This window comes from Curvibacter sp. EU05-FHT14A10 (assembly GCF_058791075.1).
The window spans coordinates 33,254-59,212 of record NZ_JBYTDE010000004.1 but is presented as its reverse complement, the minus strand read 5'-3'; the positions used below and the strand labels follow the sequence as shown (position 1 = coordinate 59,212).

Below are 25,959 nucleotides of genomic sequence, written 5' to 3'. Positions count from 1 at the left end.
GGTCATGCGCTGACGTCGGCCACGGGGTGCGACTGCACCCACTGCCGCCACATCTCGGCCATGGGCGCCGGGCGTCCGAACAGGTAACCCTGCCCCAGGGTGCAGTTGAGTGACCTGAGCAGCTCGGCCTGCTCCTCGGTCTCCACCCCCTCGGCAATCGCTGGCACCTGCAAGCCGTGGGTGATGTCGATGAAGGCCTTGAGAATGGCCGCGCTGCGCGCATTTTGCTGGGCCGCCACCAGAAAGCTGCGGTCGATCTTGATCTCGGTGAAAGGAAACTTGTTCAGGTAGGACAGCGAGGAGTACCCGGTCCCGAAGTCGTCCAGGGCCAGGCCCACGCCCAGCGCCTGCAGTTCGCCCAGCGTGGCGCGCATCACCGGGTCGTCCTCGACCAGCAGGCTTTCAGTGATCTCGATCACCAAGGCCTGGGCCGGCAGGCTGCTGCGCGCCAGCACCTCGCGCACCCGGTCGACGAAGTCGGCCTGCACCAGTTGCCGCTGGGACACATTGACGTGCACGATGAAGCCGTCGGCCAGCCGGTGCTCGCGCATCAACTGGGCCACCTCGACAGCCGACTGGCGCATCACCCAATGCCCCAGTTCGATGATCAGGCCAGACTCTTCGGCCAGTGGAATGAACTGGGCCGGGCCGATGGCACCGCGCTGGGGGTGCTGCCAGCGCAGCAGGGCCTCCAAGCCGCACAGGGCGCCGGTGTCCAGGCTGACCAGCGGCTGAAAGTAAACCTGGAACTGGCCCTGCGCGAGGGCCACATGCATGTCAGCCGTCAATTCGGCGGCCAGGCGATTGCGCTCCAGCAGCGATTCATCAAAATCGACCCGCTGGCCGCGCTCACCCGACTTGGCCTTTTGCAACGCGGCACTGGCAAAGCGCAGCAGGTCGCGCTCGAACGTCTGCCCGCTCGCCTGGGCGCTGACCACACCCAGGCTGGCGCCCACCAGCACCTCGTCGGTGTCGGTCTGAAAAGGCTCGTTGAAGCAGCCCCGCAGCAGGCGGATGAAAGACTCGGTACGGCCCTCGTCTGCGGCCCCGAAAAGCACCACCAGGAACTCGTCACCCGAAACCCGCCCCACCAAGGCCTCGTCCGGGCAGATCGAACGCAACCGCATGCCGATCAGGCGCAGCAGTTCGTCACCCGCGCGCGGGCCCAGCGAGGCATTGACGGCCCGAAACCGGTCCACACCGAACAGCAACAGGGTCACGTCACGGTGTTCAGGCCAACGGCAGGCCGCCATCAAGCCTTCGCGGTTGGGCAGGCCGGTGACGGCGTCCAGCAGGGCCATGTCATGCAGCTTGTCCAACTGGGCCCGGATGCGTTGCGACATGGCATTGAAGGCATGGGTCAGGGTGGCAATCTCGTGCACGTGGCTGGCCTCGATCACGGCCGGCGGCGCCTCGGGGCCAGCCGCCAGCAGGGTGGCGGCCCGGGCGGCCTGGCGAATCGGATGGGCGATGCGGCGCAGCACCAGCAGCCCGACCAGCAGGCCAGCGCCCGAGATCGACAGCACCAGCACCAGCGCGAGTCGAGCGGTGTCACGCGCCTTCCCATTGAGGTCGGACTCGGCCACCAGGGCCACCAGGCGCCAGTTGAGACCGCGCGCATCGTGCAACAGGGTGCTGCGGCCAAAGTAGCGCTGCCCCTCCTGCGCCACACTGAACTCTGCCGCATCGGCCCCGCCCAGCGGGCCGAGCGCCTCAAAACTGGCCTTGACCAGGGGTTGATGGCTTTGCGTTGCGGTCAGGATCTGCCCCTTGCCGCTCGGTCGGGCCTCCTCCACGTGCGAATAGGCCAGCATGCGCCCTTGCGGATCCACCACATAGGCCAAGGCCGAGGGATGCTCTTGCAACAAAGGCAGATGGCGCAGCAAGGCCGACAGGTCGTTGAGGGACACGTCGGTGCCCAGCACCCCCAACAGGCGGCCATTGGCGCGGTACACCGGCGTGGTGGCCGAAATCGAGGTGGAGTCGCCAAAGCTGGAGACATAGACCTCCGTCCAGCGCGGCTGCCCCAGGCGGGCGGCTGGGGTGTACCAAGGGCGCTGACGCGGGTCGTAGCGCTGGATCACGGCTTGCTCAGTCCCGCTGTCGGTGTCGTAACTGATCAGGCGCTCGGCCGTGCGGCGGTCTTTGAGAAAGGTCTGCAGCCGACCGTCGGGGCCGATCTTGATGCCGAAGAAATCACCCTGCTCGGTGCCCAGCTGGATCATGCCGACCTGGGGAAAGTGGGGACGGTAGATGGACTTGAAGTGACCGCTGAAAAGGGACTGCACAGCGCTCATGTCGCCGCCGTGGACAAGGTCCTGGCGCGTCAGCAGGTCAGCCATGCTGAGTTGCAAGGTGTAGATGACGTTGAGGTGACTGATCACCTCGGCACGCATGTGATCACTGGTGGCAAACAGGAGGTTGCGGCCACTGGCCTCGATGAGTCGGGCCGAGGTGAGGCGCTGCGCACCGATCAGGATGCCGATCGTGGTCAGCAGCACGCCCCCGAAAGGCAGTGCCAGTGCGACCCACAGCGGCATCCTCCATCTGGACATGACAACTCCTGAAACCCAGTTTCAATCGGCGTCTGGTGCCGAATTGCCCGATAGCAGGCCCCGTTGACACTGATTGCGCCCGATGCGAAATCGATGTTAACAGGCCCTTACCAATGAAACGCGCCAAATGAGCATTTCTCTCATTTTTGCGCGCCCAGCGCCCACCCTGATCTCACTCAGTGGGCCTGGTCCCAGTTATGGCCCACGCCTACCTCGGCCAGCAGCGGCACCTGCAGGCTGGCCACACCGGCCATGACGGCCGGGATGGCCTGGCGCAACCAGTCCAGCTCGGACTCTGGCAGCTCGAACACCAATTCGTCGTGCACCTGCATGATCATGCGGGTGCCGCGCTGCTCGGCATCAAGCAATTTCTGCACCTGCACCATGCTCATCTTGATCAGATCGGCGGCCGTGCCCTGCATCGGCGCGTTGATGGCCGCGCGCTCGGCGCCAGCGCGGCGCGGGCCGTTGGGTGAGTTGATCTCAGGCAGGTACAGGCGACGGCCGAACACGGTTTCGACATAGCCCTGCGCCTTGGCCTGGGCGCGGGTGTCGTCCATGTAACGGCGTACGCCCGGGTAGCGCTGGAAGTAGCGGTCGATGTAGGCGGCAGCGGCCTTGGTCTCGATGCCCAGGCTTTTGGCCAGGCCAAAGCTGCTCATGCCGTAGATCAGGCCGAAGTTGATGGTCTTGGCATAGCGGCGCTGCTCGGTGCTGACCTGCTCCAGGGCCACGCCGAAGACCTCGGCCGCAGTGGCACGGTGCACGTCCAGGCCCTCGCGGAAGGCGTTCAGCAAGGCCTCGTCACCACTGAGGTGGGCCATGATGCGCAACTCGATCTGCGAATAGTCGGCACTGGCGATCAGGCGACCTGCCGGGGCCACGAAGGCCTCGCGCACCCGCCGGCCCTCAGCCGTGCGGATGGGGATGTTCTGCAGGTTGGGGTCGTTGCTGGACAGGCGTCCGGTCACGGCCACCGCCTGCGCATAGTGGGTGTGCACACGGCCGTCACGCGGCAGCGCCAGCAGGGCCAGCTTGTCGGTGTAGGTGCCCTTGAGCTTGGACAGGCTGCGGTGCTCCAGGATGCGCGCCGGCAGCGGGTAGTCTTCGGCCAGCTTCTCAAGCACCTCTTCGTCGGTGCTGCGGGCGCCGGTGGCGGTCTTCTTGATCACCGGCAGGCCCAGCTTGTCGAAGAAGATTTCGCCCAACTGTTTGGGGCTGCTCAGGTTGAAAGGCTGGCCGGCGATCTCGTAAGCCTCGGTTTCGAGCTGCAGGATGCGCTGCCCCAGGTCATGGCTTTGCTGCTGCAGGGTGGGGGCGTCGATCAGCACACCGTTGCGTTCGATGCGGTAAAGCGCCTCGCTGCTGGCGATCTCCAGCTCGTAGATCTCGCGCAGGCGTGGCAGGGCCTGCAGCTGCGGCCACAACACCTGGTGCACGGCCAGGGTCAGATCGGCATCCTCGCAGGCGTACTGCGAGGCCCGGTCGATGGCCACCTGGCTGAACGGGATCTGGTGCACGCCTTTGCCGCACAGGTCTTCGTAGCTCAGGCCGCTGCGCCCCACATGGCGTTCGGCCAGGCTGCTCAGGCCGTGCGGTTTGTGCACTTCCAGCACGTAGCTTTGCAGCATGGTGTCGTGCACATAGCCCTGCACCTCGATGCCGTGGTTGGCAAACACATGGCGGTCGTACTTGATGTGCTGGCCCAGCTTGGGCCGGCTGGCGTCCTCCAGCCAGGGCTTGAGTCGGGCCAGCACCTCGTCGCGCGGCAACTGGGCCGGGGCATCGGGGTAGTCATGGCCCAGGGGCACATAGGCGGCGGCGCCCTCTTGCACACTGAGGCTGAGGCCCACGATCTCGGCGCGCATGGCATCCAGCGAGGAGGTCTCGGTGTCAATGGAGCACAGCTCGGCACTTTGCAGCAGGGTCAGCCAGCGCTCGAAGGCCGGCCAGTCGAGCACGGTTTCGTAGTGCTCGTTGGCCACGGCCACCGCATCGCCCTCGGCCGCCGGGGCCGGATCGGCGAACAAATCACCAGTGCCACCCTCATCGGCAGGCGCCGAGGCTGGTTTGGAGGATGCCTTGGCCTTGGCCAGGGCCGGCGCGGCCGCAGCGGCCCCGCCCAGGTTGCGGGCCAGGCCCTTGAAGCCATATTGCTCGTAAAACGTGCGCAGGGGCTCGTTTTGCGGCGCCTGCAGGGCCAGGGTGGAGAAGTCGGGCAGGCCGGGCACCCAGGCCTGCAGATCACAGTCGGTCTTGATGGTGACCAGTTGACGCCCGGTGGGCAGCCAGCCCAGGGTGTTGCGCAGGTTTTCGCCCGCCACACCCTTGATCTCACCGGCCCGCGCCATCAGGGCCTCCAGCGAGCCGTACTCAGCCAGCCACTTGGCCGCCGTCTTGGGGCCCACCTTGGGGACGCCGGGCACGTTGTCCACGGTGTCGCCCACCAGGGCCTGAAAATCGATCATCAGTGACGGCGGCACGCCGAACTCGGCGGTGACACCAGCCACATCGCGCTTCTTGCCGTTCATCGTGTCAATGATGGTGATGTGCTCGTTCACCAACTGGGACAGGTCCTTGTCGCCGCTGGACACCACCACCGTCAGCCCCTGGCGGGCAGCGCCCACGGCCAGGGTGCCGATCACGTCATCGGCCTCGACGCCGGGCACATCGAGCACGGTCCAGCCCATCAGGCGCACCACCTCGTGGATGGGCTCGATCTGGCTGCGCAGATCGTCGGGCATGGGCGCGCGCTGGGCCTTGTACTCGGGGTAGATCTCGTCGCGGAAGGTGGGGCCCTTGGCATCGAAGATGCACACGGCGTAGTCGGCAGGCACCTCCTTGCGCAGGCTCTGCATCATGTTGATCATGCCGCGGATGGCCCCGGTGGCCGGGCTGCCCGGGTCGCCCGGCACGGCACGCAGGTCGGGCATGGCGTGAAAGGCGCGGTAAAGGTAGCTGGAGCCGTCCACCAGCAGCAGGGTGGGCGGGGCGCTGGCGGCATTGCCAGCGGAACCGGTCTCGGCGGTGGCTTGTTCGGCGGGGTCGTGGGCTTCGTCTTGCATGGACGCGATTGTGCATTGCCTACAATCAAGTCCATGCGCGCCCTTACCCTTTCTCTCATTTACCCGCTGGCTGCTGCGGCAGCCCTCCTGTGCGGCCCGCTGGCGCGGGCCCAGGCCCCGGCCCCGGCCACGCCAGCGGCCGCCACGGCACCCGCCGCTCCCGCAGCCCAGAAGGGCGATCAGCGCATCCAGCACATCCATGTCGAAGACAGTGGCAGCAAAGTGGACGAAGTGCGCTACGGCGGCCACACCCAGAGCGTGACCGTGCAACCCAAGGGCAGCCAGTTGCCCGAGTACGAAGTGCTGTCCAACGACGGCTCGCGGGCCCGCCCCCTGACGCTGGAGGGCAACAACGGCCCGCTGGGTCAGCGCGTGTGGAACGTGTTCAAGTTCTGAAACCCATTTTTTCGACCGATGGCTGTATTTACCGAAGTCTCTCGCGAAGAGGCACAGAAACTCATGCGCCGCCTGAACCTGGGCGAGCTGACCGACCTGCGTGGCATCGAGGGCGGCATTGAAAACACCAATTACTTTGCCAGTGCCGAGCACGATGGCGTGGCGAATCACTATGTGCTGACCCTGTTCGAGCGCCTGACGGCCGAACAGTTGCCGTTCTACCTGTACCTGATGAAGCACCTGGCCCAGGCGGGTATCCCGGTGCCCGACCCGCAGGCCGACGCCCGCGGTGAGGTGCTGCATCAGGTGTGCAGCAAGCCGGCGGCCGTGGTCAACCGCCTGCAGGGCAAAAGCCAGTTGGCCCCCCAGGCGGTGCACTGTGCGGCGGTGGGCGACATGCTGGCCCGCATGCACCTGGCGGGGCGCGACTACGATCGCCAGCAGCCCAACCTGCGCGGCCTGCCCTGGTGGAACGAAACCGTGCCCGTGGTGCTGCCCTACCTGGAGCCCGCCCAGGCCGACCTGTTGAAGGCCGAACTGGCGTTTCAGAACCACACCGCCGCGTCAGCTGACTTTGCGGCCTTGCCGCGTGGACCAGTGCATGCCGACCTGTTCCGCGACAACGTGATGTTCGACGGTGAGCGCCTGACCGGCTTTTTCGACTTCTACTTTGCAGGCGTGGACAGCTGGCTGTTCGATGTGGCGGTGTGCCTGAACGACTGGTGCATCGACCTGGCCAGCGGCCACCACGACACCGCTCGGGCGCAGGCCTTCGTCGAGGCTTATGCGGCGGTCCGCCCCTTCACGGCGGCCGAGCGGGCGTTGTTCCCGGCCCTGCTGCGGGCGGGTGCCTTGCGCTTCTGGATCTCACGCCTGTGGGACTATCACCTGCCACGCGAGGCCGCCATGCTCAAGCCGCACGACCCGACCCATTTCGAGCGGGTGCTGCGCGAGCGCATCGCTGCCCCTTGGCGCCCCTGAGCCTCAGAGCCCCCCATGAAACTCAACATCGTTCCTGCACGCACCGGCCTTTTGTGGGTCAAACAGGGCATGAGGGCTTTTTTCAAGCAGCCCATCGCCCTGTCTGGCCTGTTCTTCATGTTCATGGCCGTGATCTCGATGTGCACGATCCTGCCCTGGATCGGCAGCGTGCTGGCCCTGGTGCTGATCCCCGGTGCCACCCTGGGCATGATGGCGGCCAGCCATGAGGCCTCGCGCGGGCGCTTTCCGATGCCCACCATCCTGGTGACGGCATTTCGTGCCGGCCACCAGCAGATGCGCTCGATGCTGGTGCTGGGCGCCCTGTACGCGGCCGGCTTTGTGGGCCTGCTGGGGCTGACGGCCTTGCTCGATGGCGGGCAGTTCGCCCAGCTCTACCTGGTGGGTGGGCGCATCAGCGCCGACCTGCTCAATGACGATCGCTTTCTGGGCGCGATGTGGCTGTTCACCCTGGGTTACCTGCCGCTGTCGCTGCTGTTCTGGCATGCCCCGGCGCTGGTGCACTGGGACCACGTGCCCCCCGTGAAAAGCCTGTTCTTCAGCCTGGTGGCCTGCTGGCGCAACAAGGGGGCCTTCACGATGTTCGGGCTGGCCTGGATGGGCGTGCTGACCACCGGGCTGTTGCTGGCCAGTGTGGTGGGCGGCCTGCTGGGCCCGCTGATCGGCAGCACGCTGGTCATGGTGGCCATGCTGGTGCTGCTGGCCATGTTCTTTGCGTCGCTGGTGTTCACCTTCCGCGACTGCTTTGCGCTGCAGGCGCCGGTGGTCGACACCAGCGCCTGAGGCCAGGTCAAATCACGGTCAGCTTGGCCACGCTGAGCGCCAGCCACTTGACGCCGTGGCGCGGAAAGTTGACCTGGGCCCGGGCATCGGTGCCGCTGCCGTCCACCGTGAGCACCTGGCCCTCGCCGAACTTGTTGTGAAACACCCGCATGCCGGCGCGCAGGCCCTGAGGCGGTTCGGCCTTTTGCGGTGGCAGCGGGGCCGGTGCCGCCGCGGTGTAGGACGAAAAATCGGGCAGGCTGCTGCGCGAGCCCCCGAACGATGAACCACCGCCCGAACGGGCCCCTCCGCCAAAACCACCCCCAAAACCACCCCCGGAGGGTGCCGAGAACCCCTGCTGCTTGGGCGTGAGCCACTTGAGCGCGGTTTCGGGCAACTCTTCAAAAAAGCGGCTGCGCAGGTTGTAGCGGGTCTGGCCGTGCAGCATGCGGGTTTGCGAATGGCTCAGGTACAAGCGTTTGCGGGCCCGGGTGATGGCCACATACATCAGGCGTCGCTCTTCCTCCAGGCCCTCGTAATCGCTCATCGAGTTCTCGTGCGGGAACAGGCCTTCTTCGAGCCCGGTGATGAACACCGCATCAAATTCAAGCCCCTTGGACGAGTGCACGGTCATGAGCTGCACCGCATCCTGGCCGGCCTGGGCCTGGTTGTCGCCGGCCTCCAGGGCGGCGTGGGTCAGGAAGGCGGCCAAAGGCGACAGGGTTTCGCCCGTCTCGGCATCCGGCGGCAGCGGGTCGTCGGCCTGGATCAGCGGGCGGCTCAGGTCCAGGCCCTGGCTGGCCGGTGACTGGGTCAGGGACTGGCTGAGCGTGGCCACCTGCTGCTCGGCCGACATGGCCACGGCATCGCGGCCAAAGCCTTCCTGGGTGACAAAGCTTTCGGCGGCGTTGACCAGTTCCTCCAGGTTTTCCAGCCGGTCAGCGCCTTCGCGGTCGGCCTTGTAGTGCTCGACCAGATCGCTCTGCGCCAGCACCAGCTCGATGATCTCGCGCAGGGTCTTGCCCTCGGTCTGCTCGCGCATCACGTCGATGCGGGCCACAAAGGCAGCGATGTTGGTGCCCGCCTTGCCACTCAGGGCGCTGACCGCATCGTGCAGGGAGCAACCGGCCGACCGGGCCGCGTCCTGCAACTGCTCGATGCTGCGCGCGCCAATGCCGCGGGGCGGAAAGTTGACCACGCGCAGAAAGCTGGTGTCGTCGTTGGGGTTCTCCAGCAGGCGCAGGTAGGCCAGGGCGTGCTTGATTTCGGCCCGCTCGAAGAAGCGCAGGCCGCCGTACACGCGGTAGGGGATGCCGTTGTTGAACAGGCCGGTTTCGATCACCCGGCTTTGCGCATTGCTGCGGTACAGCACCGCAATCTCCTTGCGCTCAAAACCGGGTTCGCTGCCCTGATCCCGGATCAGGTTCTTGATCTCGTCGATCATCCAGGTGGCCTCGGCGAAATCGCTGCTGGCCTCGAACACCCGCACCGGCTCGCCCGGGCCCTGGTTGGTGCGCAGGGTTTTGCCCAGGCGCTTCTTGTTGTGGCTGATCAGCTCGTTGGCCGAGTCGAGGATGTTGCTGTAGCTGCGGTAGTTCTGCTCGAGCTTGATCTGGTGGCGCACCTGGAACTCGCGCACAAAATCGGCCATGTTGCCCACGCGGGCGCCACGGAAGGCATAGATGCTCTGGTCGTCGTCGCCCACGGCCAGCACCGCATTGCCCTCGCCGCACAGCATCTTGATCCAGGCGTACTGCAGCTTGTTGGTGTCCTGGAACTCGTCGATCATGATGTGGCGGAAGCGCCGCTGGTAGTGCTCGCGCACGGGGTCGTTGTCGCGCAGCAACTCGTAGCTGCGCAGCATCAGCTCGCCAAAATCGACCACGCCCTCGCGCTGGCACTGCTCTTCATAGAGTTGGTAGATCTCGACCTTCTTGCGGGTTTCTTCATCACGGGCCTCGACCATGGCCGGGCGCAGGCCATCTTCCTTGCAGCCCGAGATGAACCACTGGGTCTGCTTGGCCGGAAAACGCTCGTCGTCGACGTTGTATTGCTTCATCAACCGCTTGATGGCCGAAAGCTGATCCTGCGTGTCGAGGATCTGGAAGCTCTGCGGCAGGTTGGCCAGCTTCCAGTGCGCACGCAGAAAGCGATTGCAAAGGCCGTGGAAAGTACCGATCCACATGCCGCGCACGTTCACGGGCAGCATGGCGCCCAGGCGCAGCAGCATCTCTTTGGCGGCCTTGTTGGTGAACGTGACCGCCATCAGCCCGCCCGGCGTGACCTGGCCGGTCTGCAGCAGCCAGGCGATGCGGGTGGTCAACACCCGGGTCTTGCCCGATCCGGCCCCGGCCAGGATCAGCGCGTGCTCAGGCGGCAGGGTGACGGCCTGGCGTTGTTCGTCATTGAGTTGGGCCAGCAGCGGCGAGGCCATCGCGGCGGGCGCAGGGGTGGTGGGCGCCGGCGCGTCGAACAGAGAATTTTGCGGGGACATGGCGTCATTGTAGAAAGCCGCACTCAGGTGGGCGCCGCCGCGCTCAACGGCCGGGGTTGGGCGGCCGGATCGGGTCGAGCACCAGGTCCTTCTGGAAGCCCTGCCAGAGCTCGTCGCGCCGCTGCAAGGCCTGGCTGACCGCCTCGCTGCGGCCCTGAGCCACGGCGCTGACCAGTGCATTGCACAAAAAGAAGGCCGCGGTGTACGAGTCGAAGGGCGAGGCATTGGCGGTGTGCACCTGCAACCAGTGGCTGGCGTGCTCAATCACCGGGGCGGCCGGGCCGTCGGTGAGGGCCAGCACCTCGCAGCCCTGGCGCCGGAAATGCCGGGCCGCGTGCAGCGCACTGGCGGAGTACCGGCGGATGGTGAACACCAGCAGCACATCGGGTGGCTCCACCCACAAGAGTTTGTCGACCACGGCCGGCGCCCCGGCGCTGAGGTCGTGCACGCCAGGGCGGCACATGTTGAGGTGGGCCACCAGGTAGGCGCCGATCGGGGCGCTGTTCTTTTCGGCCATCACGAACAGGCGCCCTCGGGGCTGGCTCAGGCATTCCACCACCTTGGCAAACACCGGCAAGTCAATGCCGTCACGGGTGGCGGCCAGGTTGTGCTGGTCGTGCAGCAAGGCGTCGTCGATGCACTCATGCAGGCTGCGGTGCGCGCCAAGGGTGGCGCTGGCCCGCTGTCCTGCCGAGTGCAGCCGCATGCTGACCACACCACGGGCCTCGCGCCGCACCTCGGCCAGGCTGGCATAGCCCAGCTTGGCAAACAGGCGCACCACGGTCGAGGCGCTGGTGCCCACCGCGGCGGCCATGGCACTGGCCGAGTCCAGCACGCTGTCGGGGTAGCCGCGCATGAGGCCGTCGGCCAGGGCACGCTCGCTGGCGGTCAGGGTGTTGGCATGGCGCACCAGGCGCTCGGTCAGAAGCATGTCGGTCTCTCAAAAAACAACGGACGGCGGGGCCAAGCATAGCGATGGCATTGCAATAAATATTGCAATGAATATGATTTGTGAAATATTTATTTCAGACATGCCATGACTCAAGTCCCTTCTAGCCCGGCCCAAGCCCTTTCCAGTGCCGAACAGCGCCGCCAGGTCTGCGATTGGCTGGCCAGCCAGCGCGGCGAGATGGAAGCCATGCTGGCGCGCATCGTCAACACCGACAGCGGCAGCCGCCAGAGCGCCGGCATTGAGCAAGTGGCCAGCCTGCTGCGTGCGCCGCTGGAGCAGGCCGGCTGGCGCACCGAATGGCTGACCCAGCCCGGCTACGGCACCTGCCTGCAGGCCGAGCTGCCCGGGCAAGACCCCCAGGCCGCCCCGGTGCTGCTGCTGGGCCACATGGACACGGTGTTTCCGGCCGGCACCGCCGCCGCCCGCCCCTACCGGGTGGAAGACGGCAAGGCCTTCGGCCCCGGCGTGGCCGACATGAAATCAGGACTGGTGCTGCACACCTGGGTGGCCCAGGCCCTGGCCCGCAGCGGCGGCGCGCCCCGGCCGCTGCGACTGTTCTTCTCGTGCGACGAAGAGATCGGCTCGCCCGCCACGCGCGGCGCCATCCGCCAGGCCGCCCAGGGCTGCCACGCAGTACTCAATGCCGAGCCCGGCCGCATCAGCGGCAATGTGGTGACCTCGCGCAAGGGCTCGTGCGTGACCGTGTTCGAGGTGGAAGGCGTGGCCGCCCACGCCGGCATCAACCCGGCCCAGGGCGCCAGTGCCATCGGCGCGCTGGCGCTCAAAATCGTGGCCCTGCACGCCCTCAATGGTCGGGAAGACGGTGTGACGGCCAATGTGGGCCACATCGAAGGCGGCATGGCGGCCAATGTGGTGGCCCCGCTGGCCCGCGCCCAGCTCGACCTGCGCTACACCGCCGACACCAACCTGCCGCGTCTGCTGGAGACGGTGCGCCAGATCATCGAAGCCCCCAGCCTGGAACGCACCCGCGGCCGCATCATCGAACAACACAGCACCCTGCCCATGGCCCCCACCCCGGCGCCGTTGCTGCAGCTGTACCAGCGCAGTGCCGCCGAAGCCGGCTTTGCGGTCGAGGGCGAATTCACCGGGGGTGCGGCCGACAGCGGCATCACCTCGTCGATGGGCATCCCGACCCTGTGCGCCCTGGGCCCCGTGGGGGGCTACGCCCACAGCGAACGCGAGTTCTGCCTGCTCGACACCCTGGTGCCCCGCGCCCAGGCCCTGGCACTGACGGTGCTCGGGCTGACCTGACCTGATTTTTAGCCTCTGAACTGGAGCCCACCCCATGAAGCACACCCCCCTGTCTGCACTGCCCCTGATGCCACGCCGCCGCCTGTTGGCCGGTGGCCTGGGCCTGGCCGCACTGTCCAACCCGCTGGCCAGCCTGGCCGACGGCGACAAATACCCCTCGCGCCCGATCAACCTGATCGTGCCCTTCCCGCCGGGCGGGTCGGTGGACGTGATGGCCCGCACCTATGCCGACCCGCTGGGGCGCCTGCTGGGCGTGCCCATCGTGATCGACCACAAACCGGGGGCCGGCGGCTCGATCGGCAGCCAGTTCGTGGCGCGCGCCAAGCCCGACGGCTACACGCTGGTGGTGTCTTCGCAAAGCAGCCACCTGGCCAACCCGCTGGTGCAGCCCAAGCTGGGCTACGACCCGATCAAGGATTTCGAATCGATCGCCATCCTGGGCCGCCAGCCCAATGTGCTGGTGGTACACCCCAGCCTGCCGGTGCGCACCTTCCAGGAGTTTCTGGCCTACGTGAAGGAACGCCCAGGCCAGCTCAACTTCTGCTCGGCAGGGGCCGGCAGCATGGGACAGTTGAACGTCGAGATGCTGATGCTCAACACCGGCATCAAGGCCACCCACGTGCCGTACAAGGGCGGCTCGCCGCTGATCACGGCCATTCTGAGCAACGAGGTGCAGTTTGCCCTGGACAACCTGGTGATCATGCTGCCCCACATCCAGGCCGGCAAGATGCGCGCCCTGGCCGTGGCCTCACCCACCCGACTGGCTCAGTTGCCTGACGTGCCCACCTTCACCGAACTGGGCCACGCCGGGCTGAACCAGACCTCCTGGACCGGGCTGGCCGCACCGGCCAACACCCCGGCCCCGGTGGTGCAGGCCCTGTACAAGGCCGTGCGCGAGGTGGCCACCAGCGCTGCAATGCAGGACACCCTGAAGCAACGTGGCGTGATCGTCCCCGAGGAAATGTCGCCCAAGGACTTCGAAAAAATGATGGCCGATCGCCTGGTGGTGTATGGCGACGTGGTCCGCCGCGCGAACGTGAAGCCCGAGTAAGCCCGGCCCGGCAAGGGCCGGACCGCCTGTGCGACCATCGGGCACTCACCCGACCTGGAGTTGCATCATGTTTCTTCGCGCCCCCGCCCTCGCCGGCCTGGCGGCCCTGACCACCCTGCTGGCGGGTGCCACGGCCCAGGCTCAATCCACCTGCAGCAGCGATGACCAGGTCAGCCCGCGCGCTGTGCGCGAGCGCTTTCTGTCGGCCCAATGTGCCGACTGCTGGGGCGCGGCGGGATTGCCCATCCCGGCGGGCACCGTGGCGGTGGACTGGATCGTGCCCTCCGCCGAACAAGGCGACGAAGCTCCGCTGTCCGCCGCAGCCACCCGCGACAGCCTGGAGCGCTTGCCCAGTTGGGGCCTCACCGAAGAGGCCGTGCGGCAAAACACATCGGCTGCCCTTGAAAAATCACACGCCCCAGCCCCCCGGCAAGGCCGTCTGCGCGTGGCCCAGGGACAGGCCGTGAACGACTACATCGGAACGTCGGTGCAATGGCAATCGCACCACCGACAAGCAGGTCAAAGCCTTTGGCTGCTGCTGGTCGAAGCCCTGCCGGCGGGCACCGAGGGCTCACCCGTGGCCCGGCTTCTGGTGCGCAACAGCCTGAACCTCGAACTGCCCCGCGCAGGCCAAAAACCCTGGCGCGACCTGCGCGCCATGCGCATCCCTGAGGGAGCCAACCCCGAACGGCTGCGCCTGCTGGGCTGGGTACAGGATGCCCACGGGCGTATGCTGGCCATAAGCGAAACCGTATGCAAAAACGCCCCTGACAGCGGGGCAGGTCGATAGAATCAATCACCGGGCCCAAGATTCTTGCGCCCGGTTTCTGCTGGCCGGCATCCACGATGCCTGCGCCCATCAGGCCGGTCTCAAGCCAAGCGCTCAATCGTTTTTCAACGACCCTTCTGGAGCTTGGTTTTCTCATGGAAATTTTCGACTACGACAACATCCTTCTGCTGCCGCGCCAATGCCGCGTGGAGAGCCGATCCGAGTGCGACGCCAGCGTCGAGCTGGGCGGACGCCGGTTCCGCCTGCCGGTGGTGCCGGCCAACATGAAGACGGTGGTCAATGAAAGCATCTGCCTGTGGCTGGCGCAGCACGGCTATTTCTACGTGATGCACCGCTTTGACATCGACAACGTGAAGTTCGTGCGGGAGATGCACGAGCAAGGCGCATTTGCCTCGATCTCGCTGGGCGTCAAGGCCCCGGACTACGAGACCGTCAACACCCTGGCCGCCGATGGTCTGGTGCCCGAATACATCACCATCGACATTGCGCACGGCCACGCCGAAAGCGTGAAAAACATGATTGGCCACATCAAGGCCAAACTGCCCACGGCCTTTGTGATCGCCGGCAATGTGGGCACACCCGAGGCCATCATCGACCTCGAGAACTGGGGTGCCGACGCCACCAAGGTCGGCATCGGCCCAGGCAAGGTGTGCATCACCAAGCTCAAGACCGGCTTTGGCACCGGCGGCTGGCAGCTCTCGGCACTGAAGTGGTGTGCCCGCGTGGCCACCAAACCCATCATTGCCGACGGGGGTATCCGCGAACATGGCGACATCGCCAAGAGCATCCGCTTTGGCGCCACCTTCGTGATGATCGGCTCGATGCTGGCCGGCCACGAAGAATCCCCGGGCGCCACCGTCGAGGTGGATGGCCGCCTCTACAAGGAATATTACGGCTCGGCCTCCGACTTCAACAAGGGCGAATACCGCCACGTGGAAGGCAAGCGCATCCTGGAGCCCGTCAAGGGCCAACTGGCCGACACCCTGGTCGAGATGGAGCAGGACGTGCAAAGCTCGATCAGCTACTCGGGTGGCAAGAAACTGATGGACATCCGCAAGGTGAACTACGTGATCCTGGGCGGAGACAACGCAGGCGAACATCTGCTGATGTGACAGCGGGCCTGCACGGGCCCGGGCCACACCAAAGGGTAAACCCTTGTATGGGAGGGTGATGTTTGATCGTACTCTGTATACAGAATACATCATCATGCCGCAGCACCTCAGCCCTCTTGCCCCTAGCACCGATCTGGTCGATCAGGTGTACCGACGCCTGATCGACGCGATCGTCAGCGGCCACCTGCCCCCAGGTCAGCGAGTCACCCAAGAAGATCTGGCCAGCCAGTTGGCAGTCTCGCGCCAACCTGTGCTTCAGGCCATGCGCCTGCTCAAGAAGGAAAGTCTGCTGCTCGACGCACCTGGCCGGGGCTTGTTGGTGGCCCCCCTGGATGTACAGCGAGTGACCCAGGCTTACGAGGTACGCCAGGCGCTTGATGGTCTGGCCGCCGGGCTGGCCGCCCAGCGGCGGGCCATTCTGCCGCAGGTGCTTTTCGAGACTGGCCGGGCCGCCGTTGCAAGTGGCAGCATCCCGGCCATGATCGAGGCCGACTGGGCTTTTCACATGGCCTTGTACGAGGCCTCCGGCAACCCGATGATCGCCGACAGTGCCGCCCTGCACTGGCCTCATCTGCATCGCGCCATGGGCCAGGTCTTGCAAAGCGGCAGCCTGGCTGGCGGTGTGTGGGATGAACATCTGGCCATGGCTGAGGCCATCGCCGCGGGAGATGTCGACCGAGCCCAAGCGTTGATTCTTCAACACACCCAGCAAGCCCGCGACCACCTCACTGGACGACTGCACCAGGTGCTTCAACCCAGAGCGACCGAGTCCGTGCCATGAGCCCGCACCTTCGCGAGGCTGACCAAAGGCCACGTCGACAGCCCTTTGACAGCGAAGGTCGTTTCATTTCGTCGATCATCCCAGCTTGGACAACGATCCATGCGTCGATCGAGCCCCTCCCAGCATGAATGCCTCTTGACCCCATGACCTCAGCCCCAATGCCCCCCGTCCAAACCATTGCCGTGCTCGGCATCGGCCTCATGGGCTTCCCGTTGGCTCGCCGCCTTTGCGAAGCCGGCTATGCCGTCCACGTCTGGAATCGCAGCCGCGACAAGGCCGAGCGCGTACAACCCTTTGGCGCAACCGTGCACGACAGCCCTGGCGCCGCAGTGGCCCAGGCGGACCTCGTGGTCAGCATGCTGGAGAACGGCAGCGTGGTCGGCGACGTGCTTTTCCACCAAGGGGCGGCCGCCGCCATGCGCCCAGGCACCCTGGTGGTGGACATGGCCTCGATCAAGCCCGCCGAAGCACGCGACCATGCGGCCCGACTCAGCGAACGGGGCGTGGCCCACCTGGATGCGCCGGTCTCGGGCGGCACGGTCGGGGCGGAACAAGGCACGCTGGCCATCATGGCGGGCGGGCGCGCCGCCGACTACGAACGCGCCCTGCCCGTCTTCAAGGTGTTTGGCCGAGCCACTCATGTGGGCCCCCATGGCGCCGGCCAGTTGGCCAAGCTCGCCAACCAGATGATCGTCGGCATCACCATCGGCGCCGTGGCCGAAGCCCTACTGTTTGCGGCCAAGGGCGGCGCCGACATGGCCAAGGTGCGCGAAGCCATCGGCGGCGGCTTTGCCGAGAGCCGCATCCTGCAACTGCACGGCCAGCGCATGGTCGAGCGCGACTTTGCCCCGCGTGCGCGCATGTCGGTGCAACTCAAGGACATGCGCAACGCCCTGGACACCGCCCAGGACATCGGCTTCGATGCCCCGGTCACCGCCCTGTTCGAATCGCTCTACGCCAGTGGCATCGAGCACGGCCTGACCGATCTGGACCACTCCGGCCTGTTCGTCGAACTGGCCAGCCGCAACGGCATGACCTGACCCGAATCGGCCCTGAACAAGATTTTTTAAAATTTTTGTTCAAAAGCTTGCAAAGCCCGAATTTTTCCATGCATAATAGAGGTCTTGGCGCAGTGCTGAACAGCAAAGCGGCAAGAAAACAAAGAGTGGGTTCTTAGCTCAGTTGGTAGAGCAGCGGACTCTTAATCCGTAGGTCGAGTGTTCGAGTCACTCAGGACCCACCACTCACAAGCCTCACAGGCAACCTCAAAGCCCGCTTCGGAAACGACAGCGGGCTTTGTTCATTCTGGCTTTGCCGCAAGACCAGAATGCGATCCCCCCACCCAATGACAACCGATCTTGCGTGCTGCAAACGCTCACAGTGGGTTCGCCAAGTCACAAAAACATTACATGCCGTTACCACGATCGTCATTGAAAAGCAGCCGTTCACGACGATGATTTCGGCTCTCCCTGCTTCAACGAAACCCACTTTCAAGGAGCATGTCCATGAGCTTGAACACTGAGCCAACGCTGGTGCCAGCCGGCCTCCCCACTGTTGTACTGGCACGCCAGGTCGGCGGCCCCGAGCTGGCCCGCGCCGTGACGGCTGAATCGCCCGAAGAGCAAGGCAAGGCCTTGTCCCTGTTGATCGGTCAGGTGTATGAATCCGCCAGCCCGCCGCTGAAGGCACGCCTGCTGCAGCGCATGATCGCCCCGCTGGGCGTGCTGGCCACCGTGGCGGTGGCGCATGGGGCGTTTGCGCGCCTCAAACTGCAGACAGGCTGGCAGGATCTGCAAAGCCTGGGCCCGGAGTTGCAGAAAATCAGCGCGGATGACGTGGTGGCCCTGGCTGACCGCGTGCAGCTGGTGGGCACCGACGCCCTGCTGCGCCTGGCCGATGTGATCGGCAAATCGCCGGTGCTGGCCTCCTCGGCCGCGGCCGCGCTGCTGATGACCTTGCTGATCCGCAAGGCGCAGAACACCTCACTGCTTGAAGACTAGGGCCTGTTAACAGGCCCTAGACTCAGCCCCACCTCGCCCCAAGGCCCGAGCCGGCCCTGGACAGTCACCCCACCTTCCGGCGCCCACAGCAGCCCTGTGCAGGAGCCCGCGGTCACGATCTGGCCAGCCCGCAGTGGCAGCCCCCGCCGGGCCGTGTGCCCGATCAGCCAATCCACCAGCCGGCGCAGGTCTTGCGCCGGGTTGCCGCCCACCGTGCGGGCCACCGTCTGGTCGTTCCAGCACAGGGTGGCGCTCAGGGTCCGCAGATCGGGCTCGGGGTCGGCCGGGCCCAGTGCACATGCCGGCCCCAGGATCAAAGCGCCGTGGCTTTGCAGGTCGGCCAGCCGCACCAAGGCCGGGCTGGCCTGCCCCAGGGCCAAGCGCGAGTCCACCCACTCGATGGCCGGCAGCACCGCATCGAACACCGTATTCAAAGGGGCATCACCCAGCCCCTGCTGCTGGGGTGGCAGGTCGCGCGCCACGCGCAGGGCCAGTTCCAGCTCCAGGCCGCGCAAGGCGCCTCGGGGTGTGCTCAGGGCCAGGCCTGAAGCCAACAGGCCGGCGGCGGGCAGGGGTGCACAGATGGGGTTCTGGGTCGGGCCGGCTGCGCCCACTTTCCAGCCCCCTACCGGGCCGAGCCAGCGCAGGCTCTGGTCCTGCACGGCATAGGCAGCGGCCGCGTCGGGCAAAGCCGAGGCATCGCAGACCGGGCCACTGACCCGGGGCTGGCCGGGCTGACGGGCCTGCCACAAAGCCTGGGCCAGGGCCGCTGGCGTCATGCCGGGACCTCGGCGGGTTCGGGCTCCAGGCCCGGCGGCCAGAGGGGCCCTTGCCGCAGATGGGGCTCCAGTCGAGCAGACAGGGCCAGCAGCGCGGCATCAGCACCGGCCGGGCCGATCAATTGCAGGCCACAGGGCAGCCCATCCACCAGCCCTGCCGGCAGGCTGATGGCGGGCAGGCCGGCGGCATTGGCCAGGGCGGTGAACACCGCATGCCCGCGCGGGCCCACGGGCTGCCCATCGATCTGTTCGGGGTGGCTGACGCCCAGCGGCCAGGCCACGCAGGCAGTGCTCGGGGTGAGCACAAAGTCGACCTGCTCGAACAGCGCCCGCATCGTCTGCTGCAGCACATGGATGGCCGCCAGCAAGCGAAACAGGCTTTGCGCCGTGCCCTGGCGCCCGGCCGCCAAGGCAGCCTGCGCCACCGGGCCGGCCAGGCTCAGGTCCGCCGGTGCCGGCTGCCCGGTGCCCAGCCGGGCCCAGGCCACAGGTGTGTCCAGCAGCCAGGCCAGGCCCACCCCATTGAGGCTGGGCCAGTGTTGGTTCAGATCGTCGGCCAGGTCGAACGACGTGGGCTGCACCAGCTCATGACCCAGCGCCTGCAAGCCCTCGGCCACCTGGCCCAGGCGCTCACGCACCCCGGCCTGTACCGGGTGCTGGCCAAAACGGGGCAATACCAGGATGCGGGCTGGTCGGGCGGGCGGCTCAGGCACAGCGGCCTTCACGCCACCGGCCAGCACCTCCAGCAGGGCCTGCAGGTCGCGGCTGCTGCGTGCCAGCCCGCCCACCACCTCGTAGTCCAGAAAGATCTCGGGCAGGCCGCCTGCCCGCGGCACCCGGCCCGCCGAGGGTTTGAAGCCCAGCACCCCGCAGTGGGCGGCCGGCCGGCGGATCGAGCCACCGCCGTCGGTGGCCAGCGCCAGCGGGCCCACGCCGGCCGCCACGGCGGCCGCAGCGCCGCCCGACGAGCCGCCAGGCGTTCGGACCAGGTCCCAGGGGTTGTGGCAGGGGCCGTGCAGCAGGTTGTCAGTGATGCCTTGCATGGCAAATTCGGGCAGATGGGTCTTGGCCCATAGCACGGCACCGGCGGCGCGCAGCCGGGCCACGGGCAGTTCGTCGGCCGAGCGTGGCAGCTCGGGCAACAGGCGACTGCCCCAGCGGGTGGGCCAGCCCTGCACATGCAGGTTGTCCTTCACCGTGACCGGCACACCGTCGAGCTCACTCAGAGGCTGGCCCCGGGCCCAGCGCCGGGTGCTGGCCCGGGCTGCGGCCAGCGCGCCTTCAGGATCACGCCAGATCAGCGCATTGAGGCGATCGCGGGTGGCCGCATCCCGCGCCAGGCAGGCCAGCAAGGCCTGCTCGGGCGTGAAGTGACCCGCCCGGTAACCCGCCACCAGCGCGGTCGCGTCCAGGCGCCAGAGCGCTTCGCCAGCCATCAGAGCCAGCTTGTTCGGATGGGGCCGCTCATTGCGGCAGATCGCCCGCGGGGCGGCCCAGCCACTTCACGGCCAGGCGGTCCAGGTCACCGCTCTTCTTGGCCTCCAGCAGGATCTCGTTGACGCGCAGGCGCAGCTTGTCTTCGCCCTTGGCCAGACCGATGTAGTTGGGTGAATCCTTGAGCACGAACTTGTATTCGGTGCCCAGTTGCGGGTTGCGCGCCATCATGGCGCCGGCCACCTGGGCACTGGTGGCAATGAACTGGGTCTGGCCGGCCACAAAAGCCGAGATGGTGGCGGTGTTGTCCTCGAAGCGGCGCACTTCGGCGCTGGCCGGGGCCACCTTGGTGAGTTCGGTGTCGTCCACCGAACCCCGGGTCACGCCGATGGATTTGCCGGCCAGGTCGGCAGGCGCCTTCAAGGCCTGGGTCTTGGGACCGAAGACGGCGATGAAGAAGGGCGAATAGGCCACGGTGAAGTCGATCACCTTTTCGCGCTCGGCGTTCTTGCCCAGGGTGGAGATCACCAGATCGGCCTTGTGGGTCTGCAGGTAGGGCACGCGGTTGGAGCTGGTGACGGGCAGCAGCTCGGCCTTCACGCCCAACTTGTCGGCAATCAGCAGGCCCACATCGATGTCCAGGCCCTGGGGCTTGAGGTCGGTGCCCACAAAGCCATAGGGCGGAAAATCGGTCGGAATGGCCAGGCGCAGGGTCTTGTTCTTCAGCACCTCGTCGAGGGCGTTCTGGGCGTGGGCGCCTTGCAGCAGGCCCAGGGACAGGGCCAGCGCGGAGCCGGCCAGTGTGATCAGCGATTGGCGTTTGCAGGGAATCATGACGGGTCCTGTGGTGGTGGGTCTCAAAAGATCACCGCCATGCAAGATGTCTGCCTGCCCTGACAGGCCTGTCCAGATGCCCTGGTTTGGTGCAAAACCGGGCCACCCAGGCTGGCCGCGCCACAAAACAGGGCGATCCCTGGGCCTTGCCAACCCGCCGCGCTCAGAGCGCCAGCAAGGTCTCGCTGCCGTCCAACGCCACCACCGTGGGGGCCGCCCCGGGTCGGATCTCGATCGGCGCGCCATGGTATTGGTCACGCGGAAACTCCAGGGCCGAGGGGCCGAACACCTCGCGAACCACGGCAATCTCGTGCATCAGCGAGGCATGGTCTTCAGGCGACAGGATGAATCGGGGGTACTGGTTCTGGTGCTGCTTCCAGTGCGACTGAAGAGCAGAGTTCATGGCTTCGTAAAGGCTGGGCATCCGTGTATTGTGCCCGCCCATCAAGTCTGTGCCGGCGGCCTGGCGCTCGTCCAAGCGGCACAAGGTTGCCAATGGGCCAGCCACACCAGAAAGTCGGCCGCGGGCATCGGGCGCGCAATCACGTAGCCTTGGGCCAGCTCACAGCCCATGTCGATCAGGCGGCGGCCCTGCTCGATGTGCTCCACCCCTTCGGCCACCACCTGGCGGTTGAAGGCCTTGGCCAGGCTGATCACCCCTTGCACGATGGCCAGGTCCTCCTCGTCCACCAGCATGTCACGCACAAAGCTCTGATCGATCTTGAGGGTTTCGGCCGGCAGGCGCTTGAGGTAGGTGAGCGAGGAGTAGCCGGTGCCAAAGTCGTCCACCGCAAAGTGCACCCCCATGTCGCGGCACTCGCGCATGACCCGAGAGGCCTGGTGGATGTCCTCCAGCGCGCTGCTCTCCAGCACTTCCAGCTCCAGCCGGCTGGGGTCGACCTGCGGAAAGTCGGCCAGGCAGGCCCGCAGATGGGCGGCAAAGCCGCCTTGCAGCATCTGACGGGCCCCGACATTGACGCTCAGGCCCAGGACCAGGCCCTGGCGCGACCACTCGTCCAGTTGGCGCAGCGCCTCGCGCAGCACCCAGTCACCCAGGGCGTCCTCCAGGTCCTGGCCGATGACCAAGGGCAGAAAAGCCGGCGGGTGCAGCAGGCCGCTGCTGGGGTGGTGCCAGCGCAACAAGGCCTCCACGCCCACCACCGCGCCGCTGCGCATGTTGACCTTGGGCTGGTAATGCAACTCAAGCTGGTGCTGGTCCAGGCCCAGGCGCAAGGCCGCCAGCACCCCGGCGCGGCTGCGCATGCGGGCGTCGTGCACCGGGTCGAACAGGTGGTAGCGGTTCTTGCCCATCTGTTTGGCCTGGTACATGGCCTGGTCGGCATGGCGAAGCAGCTGATCGACATCGGAGTCGTCCTGCGGGAACAAGGTGATGCCGACGCTGGCCGACACCTGCAGCAACCACTCACCCACCCGCAAGGGGGTGGCACAGGCCAGCAGCAGGCGATCCACCAAGGGCAGGCAAGCCTCGGCCCCGGGCAATTGGCCCAGCACCACCACGAATTCATCGCCCCCCATGCGCGCCAGGGTGTCGGACTCGCGCAGGGCCATCTTCATCTGGGCCGCCACCGCCACCAGCAGCGCGTCGCCCACATCGTGGCCATGGCTGTCGTTGATGGCCTTGAAACCGTCCAGATCCAGGTACAGCACCGCCAGCGCCTGGCTGTGGCGACGGCTGTGGGCCATGCTCTGGCGCAGGCGGTCGGACAGCAACAGGCGGTTGGGCAGGCCGGTCAGGGCATCGAAATGGGCCAGGTGCTCCAGCCTCTCCTGCTGGACCCGCATCGAGGTCACATCGGCGAACAGCGCCACGTAGTTCTGAGGCTGGCCGGCGGCATCGTCGACCCGGCTCACGGTGAGCAGGCCGGCATAGGCCTCACCCGTCTTGCGCCGGCTCCACACCTCGCCCTGGCATCGGCCGTGGGCCTGCAGATCGGACAGCAGACGCAGCACCACGTCCGGACCATCCCGCCCGGAGCGCAGAAATTGGGCCGTGCGGCCCAGAGCCTCCTCACGCGCGTAGCCGGTGATGCGCTCAAACGCCTGATTCACGTCCACCATGCGCCCCTGCGGGTCGGTGATGACCACCCCCTCATTGGCATGGGTGAACACGCTGGCCGTCAAGCGCAGTTGCTCCTCCAGGCGCTGCTGGTGCGAGATGTCGCGCACGATGGTGGAGGCCCCCGAGACGCGGCCCAGCGGATCGCGCACCGGCGAGATGGTGACGGACACGGCCAGGCGGCGCCCGTCGCGGTGGCAGCGCTGGGTCTGAAAATGCGCGATGCGCTGACCCGCCGCGATGCGCCGCAGGATCTCGGCCTCTTCGCCCTGGCGGTCGGGGGGCAGCAGGCGCAGCATGGGCTGGCCAATCATCTCGTCGGCCCGGTAGCCAAACAGTTGCTCGGCCGACGCGTTCCAACTGGTGACAATGCCTTGGGTGGTCTTGCTGATCACCGCGTCGTCGGTGGACTCGACAATCGCCTGGAACAGCTGGGAGCGGTGCCACAGCTCGACGCGCTCGCTGATGTCGCGTGCAATCTTCGAAGCCCCCACGATGCGCCCCTCAGCATCGCGGATCGGCGAGATGGTGACCGACACATGCAAGCGGCGCCCGCTCTTGTGCAGGCGCACGGTCTCGAAGTGGTCCACCCACTCGCCCTGCACGATCTTCTCGAGAATGAAGCTTTCTTCGTTCTGGCGCTCGGGCGGAAACAGGCGCAACAGCGGCTGGCCCAGCATCTCGTGGGCCGCATACCCGAACAGGCGTTGCGCCGCGGGGTTCCAACTGGTCACGATCCCATCGAGGGTCTTGGTGATGATGGCGTCGTCGCAACAGCGCAGCACGGCCTCATAAAAAAGGGCCGGGTCGTCGGATCGGGTATCGCAGGAAGGCATGCACGCTCCCTCAAGCAGAGTGACAAAAGCGCCAGCCCGGCTCCAGCTTTTCTGCGGATACCTGTCCGCCAGAATAAGCCGGCCCTCCCAAGCTACGCATTGCAAGGCCGCTAACACATCAACATGTGCCGGCCATTCTTTCAACACCCCATTGTGAGCGTAAATCGGTTTTTGTGGGCAGGGGCTAGGCCCTGCCCCAGGCGCGCCAGAAGCCTCAACTGCCGAGCGCAAAGCCCGTGTCGAAGGTGCTCCTGGTGTCCAGGCGTTGACGGATCAGGCCGGCCTCAAAGTAAAAATCAGCGGTGCGCTGCTGCTCAGCCACCACGGTCGCGTCGATGGCCTGCCAGCGGGTCTGGCGGCGTTCGAACTGCAGGCGGGCGGCTTCGGCCGGAATGCCGATGATGCGCGCCAGGGTGTCGCCAAATTCGGCCGGGTGCTGGCTGGCCCAGCGCTGCGCCCGGGCAGAGCGCTGGGCAAAGTCCAGCAGCACGGCGCGCTTGTCGCGCAGTGCGGTGTCGGTGGCGGCCAGAAAGCTCAGGCCGCTCCACAGGCCACGCCCGCTCACCAGCACGCGGGCATGGCCGCCCGTCTCGGCCAGGGCGGTGTAGGGCTCCCAGGTGGCCCAGGCATCCACCGCCCCGGTGCTGAGCGCCAGCTTGGCTTCGGCCGGCGGCAGAAAGCGCCATTGCACGTCCTCGCTTTTCAGGCCCACCGAGGCCAGGGCCTTCAGGGTGACGAAGTGCCCGATCGAACCATGGTTGGTGGCCACGCTGCGGCCCTTGAGGTCACGCGCGTCCTTGAGTGGCGAGTTGGGTGCCACCAGCACCGCCGTGCCATAGGCATCGGAGCGGTTGACGGCAAAGGCCTTGACGCGGCTGCCCGCGGCCAGCGAGAAGATCAGCGGTGCATCGCCAATCGGCCCCAGGTCCACTGCCTGGGCATTCAGGGCTTCGGCCAGGGGCGCCGCGGCCGGGAACTCGGTCCACTGAATGTCATAGCCCAGGCCCTTGAGTTCGCCTGCGGCCTCCAGCAAGGCGTGCAACCCGCCCTTCTGGTCACCGGCCTTGAGCAGCGGGCGGCTTTGCGCGCGCACCGGCAGGGCCGGGCCCGTCAACAGCCCAGCGGTACCCGCCAGGCCCAGCCACTGGTGAAAACGACGACGATGCATGGTGAGCTTCCTCTGACAAAGAAAGCCTGGATTGCAGCAGTGCCCTGGACGATGCACAACGACGCATTTCGCACAACGATATGCAGGCCGTTCAGGCCGGCGCGCCCGGGATGGGCAGCGACTCGAAGCCCCGGAACTCCTCCAGCGAAAAGCTGGTCTGCACCTGCCGCACGCCGGGCAGGCGGTGCAGGCGGCGCTGCAACAGGGCCGAGTAGGCGTCCAGGTCAGGGGCCACCACCATCAGCAGAAAATCGGCCGAGCCCGTGACGCCATGGAACATCACCACCTCGGGGATGCTCAGCACCGCCTGCACAAACTCGGCCGAGCGTTGCTCGTTCTGGAAGTCGATGCTGATGCTGACAAAGGCCACCACCCCATAGCCCAGCTTGCGGCGCTGCAGGCGGGCGTGGTAGCCCTCGATCAGGCCCAGTTCCTCCAGCCGGCGGATGCGGCGCCAGCAGGGCGACTGCGACAAACCCGTCAGTTGGGCCAGGTCGCTGGTGGTCAGGCGGGCATTGCCCTGCAGGGCACGAAGCAACTGCCGGTCGGTTTCATCGAGCTCAATTTGCATGGATATTCCACCAATCAATTATTGGCAGGTA

Annotated in this window: 21 protein-coding genes and 1 tRNA gene; 11 read left to right on the top strand and 11 right to left on the bottom strand. The window is 66.6% G+C overall.

The window, feature by feature from the left end; all coding sequences use genetic code 11:
- Nucleotides 1–2: 2 nt before the first annotated feature.
- Together AC3WUT_RS08865 and polA are read right to left on the bottom strand one after the other, a co-directional pair.
- Complete coding sequence (locus AC3WUT_RS08865; protein ID WP_492346723.1) at nt 3–2,555, bottom strand: putative bifunctional diguanylate cyclase/phosphodiesterase; 2,553 nt, start codon at nt 2,553–2,555, stop codon at nt 3–5.
- Between the two features lie 176 nt (nt 2,556–2,731).
- Nucleotides 2,732–5,620, bottom strand: coding sequence for a DNA polymerase I (polA, locus tag AC3WUT_RS08860; protein WP_492346722.1), 2,889 nt, complete (start codon nt 5,618–5,620; stop codon nt 2,732–2,734).
- Nucleotides 5,621–5,653: 33 nt separating this feature from the next.
- On the opposite strand from polA, the gene AC3WUT_RS08855 reads away from it, so the two are divergent.
- From AC3WUT_RS08855 to AC3WUT_RS08845, 3 genes are read left to right on the top strand one after another with little or no spacing between them, the layout of a single operon-like run.
- Entirely contained in the window at nt 5,654–6,016 is a 363-nt protein-coding gene (locus tag AC3WUT_RS08855) for a hypothetical protein (RefSeq protein WP_492346721.1), read from the top strand.
- Between the two features lie 18 nt (nt 6,017–6,034).
- The gene (locus tag AC3WUT_RS08850) at nt 6,035–6,997 is read left to right on the top strand and encodes a homoserine kinase (protein ID WP_492346720.1); all 963 of its coding nucleotides are present in this window, start codon (nt 6,035–6,037) and stop codon (nt 6,995–6,997) included.
- Nucleotides 6,998–7,012: 15 nt separating this feature from the next.
- Nucleotides 7,013–7,798, top strand: a complete 786-nt coding sequence (locus AC3WUT_RS08845; protein WP_492346719.1) for a BPSS1780 family membrane protein — start codon at nt 7,013–7,015, stop codon at nt 7,796–7,798.
- A 7-nt stretch (nt 7,799–7,805) separates the two neighbouring features.
- On the opposite strand, the gene AC3WUT_RS08840 is transcribed toward AC3WUT_RS08845, so the two are convergent.
- A complete protein-coding gene (locus tag AC3WUT_RS08840) occupies nt 7,806–10,271 on the bottom strand; it encodes a UvrD-helicase domain-containing protein (protein WP_492346718.1) in 2,466 nt (821 codons plus the stop codon).
- 43 nt (nt 10,272–10,314) lie between these two features.
- Complete coding sequence (locus tag AC3WUT_RS08835; RefSeq protein WP_492346717.1) at nt 10,315–11,202, bottom strand: MurR/RpiR family transcriptional regulator; 888 nt, start codon at nt 11,200–11,202, stop codon at nt 10,315–10,317.
- Nucleotides 11,203–11,307: 105 nt separating this feature from the next.
- Here AC3WUT_RS08835 and AC3WUT_RS08830 point away from each other — a divergent pair, with 105 nt between their 5' ends.
- The 8 genes from AC3WUT_RS08830 to AC3WUT_RS08795 all read left to right on the top strand — a co-directional run bounded on the left by AC3WUT_RS08830 (nt 11,308) and on the right by AC3WUT_RS08795 (nt 18,229).
- The gene (locus tag AC3WUT_RS08830; protein WP_492346716.1) at nt 11,308–12,495 is read left to right on the top strand and encodes a M20 family metallopeptidase; all 1,188 of its coding nucleotides are present in this window, start codon (nt 11,308–11,310) and stop codon (nt 12,493–12,495) included.
- A 34-nt stretch (nt 12,496–12,529) separates the two neighbouring features.
- The gene (locus AC3WUT_RS08825; protein WP_492346715.1) at nt 12,530–13,546 is read left to right on the top strand and encodes a Bug family tripartite tricarboxylate transporter substrate binding protein; all 1,017 of its coding nucleotides are present in this window, start codon (nt 12,530–12,532) and stop codon (nt 13,544–13,546) included.
- 67 nt (nt 13,547–13,613) lie between these two features.
- Entirely contained in the window at nt 13,614–14,336 is a 723-nt protein-coding gene (locus AC3WUT_RS08820; RefSeq protein ID WP_492346714.1) for a hypothetical protein, read from the top strand.
- A 134-nt stretch (nt 14,337–14,470) separates the two neighbouring features.
- Nucleotides 14,471–15,448 carry a GMP reductase gene (locus tag AC3WUT_RS08815; protein ID WP_492346713.1) on the top strand — a complete coding sequence of 326 codons (978 nt, stop codon included), beginning with the start codon at nt 14,471–14,473 and terminating at the stop codon, nt 15,446–15,448.
- 94 nt (nt 15,449–15,542) lie between these two features.
- On the top strand, nt 15,543–16,229 hold the full coding sequence (locus tag AC3WUT_RS08810; protein WP_492346712.1) for a GntR family transcriptional regulator: 687 nt from the start codon (nt 15,543–15,545) through the stop codon (nt 16,227–16,229).
- A gap of 158 nt (nt 16,230–16,387) precedes the next feature.
- On the top strand, nt 16,388–17,269 hold the full coding sequence (locus AC3WUT_RS08805; RefSeq protein ID WP_492346711.1) for an NAD(P)-dependent oxidoreductase: 882 nt from the start codon (nt 16,388–16,390) through the stop codon (nt 17,267–17,269).
- 127 nt (nt 17,270–17,396) lie between these two features.
- Nucleotides 17,397–17,472: transfer RNA gene (locus AC3WUT_RS08800), tRNA-Lys, on the top strand.
- A gap of 262 nt (nt 17,473–17,734) precedes the next feature.
- Nucleotides 17,735–18,229, top strand: a complete 495-nt coding sequence (locus AC3WUT_RS08795; RefSeq protein ID WP_492346710.1) for a hypothetical protein — start codon at nt 17,735–17,737, stop codon at nt 18,227–18,229.
- Here the strand turns inward: AC3WUT_RS08795 and AC3WUT_RS08790 are convergent.
- From AC3WUT_RS08790 to AC3WUT_RS08760, 7 genes are all read right to left on the bottom strand, one after another.
- The gene (locus AC3WUT_RS08790; RefSeq protein WP_492346709.1) at nt 18,226–19,008 is read right to left on the bottom strand and encodes a hydratase; all 783 of its coding nucleotides are present in this window, start codon (nt 19,006–19,008) and stop codon (nt 18,226–18,228) included. The genes AC3WUT_RS08795 and AC3WUT_RS08790 overlap by 4 nt on opposite strands.
- Nucleotides 19,005–20,444 carry an amidase gene (locus AC3WUT_RS08785; RefSeq protein WP_492346708.1) on the bottom strand — a complete coding sequence of 480 codons (1,440 nt, stop codon included), beginning with the start codon at nt 20,442–20,444 and terminating at the stop codon, nt 19,005–19,007. The genes AC3WUT_RS08790 and AC3WUT_RS08785 overlap by 4 nt, the downstream gene beginning before the upstream one ends.
- Nucleotides 20,445–20,472: 28 nt before the next feature.
- Nucleotides 20,473–21,276 carry a transporter substrate-binding domain-containing protein gene (locus AC3WUT_RS08780; RefSeq protein ID WP_492346707.1) on the bottom strand — a complete coding sequence of 268 codons (804 nt, stop codon included), beginning with the start codon at nt 21,274–21,276 and terminating at the stop codon, nt 20,473–20,475.
- Nucleotides 21,277–21,439: 163 nt separating this feature from the next.
- Nucleotides 21,440–21,679, bottom strand: coding sequence for a hypothetical protein (locus tag AC3WUT_RS08775; RefSeq protein ID WP_492346706.1), 240 nt, complete (start codon nt 21,677–21,679; stop codon nt 21,440–21,442).
- Nucleotides 21,680–21,720: 41 nt separating this feature from the next.
- The gene (locus AC3WUT_RS08770; RefSeq protein WP_492346705.1) at nt 21,721–24,189 is read right to left on the bottom strand and encodes a sensor domain-containing protein; all 2,469 of its coding nucleotides are present in this window, start codon (nt 24,187–24,189) and stop codon (nt 21,721–21,723) included.
- Between the two features lie 214 nt (nt 24,190–24,403).
- Nucleotides 24,404–25,357, bottom strand: a complete 954-nt coding sequence (locus AC3WUT_RS08765; protein ID WP_492346704.1) for an ABC transporter substrate-binding protein — start codon at nt 25,355–25,357, stop codon at nt 24,404–24,406.
- A gap of 91 nt (nt 25,358–25,448) precedes the next feature.
- On the bottom strand, nt 25,449–25,928 hold the full coding sequence (locus AC3WUT_RS08760) for an Lrp/AsnC family transcriptional regulator (protein ID WP_492346703.1): 480 nt from the start codon (nt 25,926–25,928) through the stop codon (nt 25,449–25,451).
- Between the last annotated feature and the right edge of the window lie 31 nt (nt 25,929–25,959).

What these genes read in the sequence shown, in the direction of transcription:
- AC3WUT_RS08865 (WP_492346723.1), bottom strand. Translation starts at nt 2,555, where the DNA reads ATGTCCAGATGGAGGATGCCGCTGTGGGTCGCACTGGCACTGCCTTTC.
- polA (WP_492346722.1), bottom strand. Translation starts at nt 5,620, where the DNA reads ATGCAAGACGAAGCCCACGACCCCGCCGAACAAGCCACCGCCGAGACC.
- AC3WUT_RS08855 (WP_492346721.1), top strand. Translation starts at nt 5,654, where the DNA reads ATGCGCGCCCTTACCCTTTCTCTCATTTACCCGCTGGCTGCTGCGGCA.
- AC3WUT_RS08850 (WP_492346720.1), top strand. Translation starts at nt 6,035, where the DNA reads ATGGCTGTATTTACCGAAGTCTCTCGCGAAGAGGCACAGAAACTCATG.
- AC3WUT_RS08845 (WP_492346719.1), top strand. Translation starts at nt 7,013, where the DNA reads ATGAAACTCAACATCGTTCCTGCACGCACCGGCCTTTTGTGGGTCAAA.
- AC3WUT_RS08840 (WP_492346718.1), bottom strand. Translation starts at nt 10,271, where the DNA reads ATGTCCCCGCAAAATTCTCTGTTCGACGCGCCGGCGCCCACCACCCCT.
- AC3WUT_RS08835 (WP_492346717.1), bottom strand. Translation starts at nt 11,202, where the DNA reads ATGCTTCTGACCGAGCGCCTGGTGCGCCATGCCAACACCCTGACCGCC.
- AC3WUT_RS08830 (WP_492346716.1), top strand. Translation starts at nt 11,308, where the DNA reads ATGACTCAAGTCCCTTCTAGCCCGGCCCAAGCCCTTTCCAGTGCCGAA.
- AC3WUT_RS08825 (WP_492346715.1), top strand. Translation starts at nt 12,530, where the DNA reads ATGAAGCACACCCCCCTGTCTGCACTGCCCCTGATGCCACGCCGCCGC.
- AC3WUT_RS08820 (WP_492346714.1), top strand. Translation starts at nt 13,614, where the DNA reads ATGTTTCTTCGCGCCCCCGCCCTCGCCGGCCTGGCGGCCCTGACCACC.
- AC3WUT_RS08815 (WP_492346713.1), top strand. Translation starts at nt 14,471, where the DNA reads ATGGAAATTTTCGACTACGACAACATCCTTCTGCTGCCGCGCCAATGC.
- AC3WUT_RS08810 (WP_492346712.1), top strand. Translation starts at nt 15,543, where the DNA reads ATGCCGCAGCACCTCAGCCCTCTTGCCCCTAGCACCGATCTGGTCGAT.
- AC3WUT_RS08805 (WP_492346711.1), top strand. Translation starts at nt 16,388, where the DNA reads ATGCCCCCCGTCCAAACCATTGCCGTGCTCGGCATCGGCCTCATGGGC.
- AC3WUT_RS08795 (WP_492346710.1), top strand. Translation starts at nt 17,735, where the DNA reads ATGAGCTTGAACACTGAGCCAACGCTGGTGCCAGCCGGCCTCCCCACT.
- AC3WUT_RS08790 (WP_492346709.1), bottom strand. Translation starts at nt 19,008, where the DNA reads ATGACGCCAGCGGCCCTGGCCCAGGCTTTGTGGCAGGCCCGTCAGCCC.
- AC3WUT_RS08785 (WP_492346708.1), bottom strand. Translation starts at nt 20,444, where the DNA reads ATGGCTGGCGAAGCGCTCTGGCGCCTGGACGCGACCGCGCTGGTGGCG.
- AC3WUT_RS08780 (WP_492346707.1), bottom strand. Translation starts at nt 21,276, where the DNA reads ATGATTCCCTGCAAACGCCAATCGCTGATCACACTGGCCGGCTCCGCG.
- AC3WUT_RS08775 (WP_492346706.1), bottom strand. Translation starts at nt 21,679, where the DNA reads ATGAACTCTGCTCTTCAGTCGCACTGGAAGCAGCACCAGAACCAGTAC.
- AC3WUT_RS08770 (WP_492346705.1), bottom strand. Translation starts at nt 24,189, where the DNA reads ATGCCTTCCTGCGATACCCGATCCGACGACCCGGCCCTTTTTTATGAG.
- AC3WUT_RS08765 (WP_492346704.1), bottom strand. Translation starts at nt 25,357, where the DNA reads ATGCATCGTCGTCGTTTTCACCAGTGGCTGGGCCTGGCGGGTACCGCT.
- AC3WUT_RS08760 (WP_492346703.1), bottom strand. Translation starts at nt 25,928, where the DNA reads ATGCAAATTGAGCTCGATGAAACCGACCGGCAGTTGCTTCGTGCCCTG.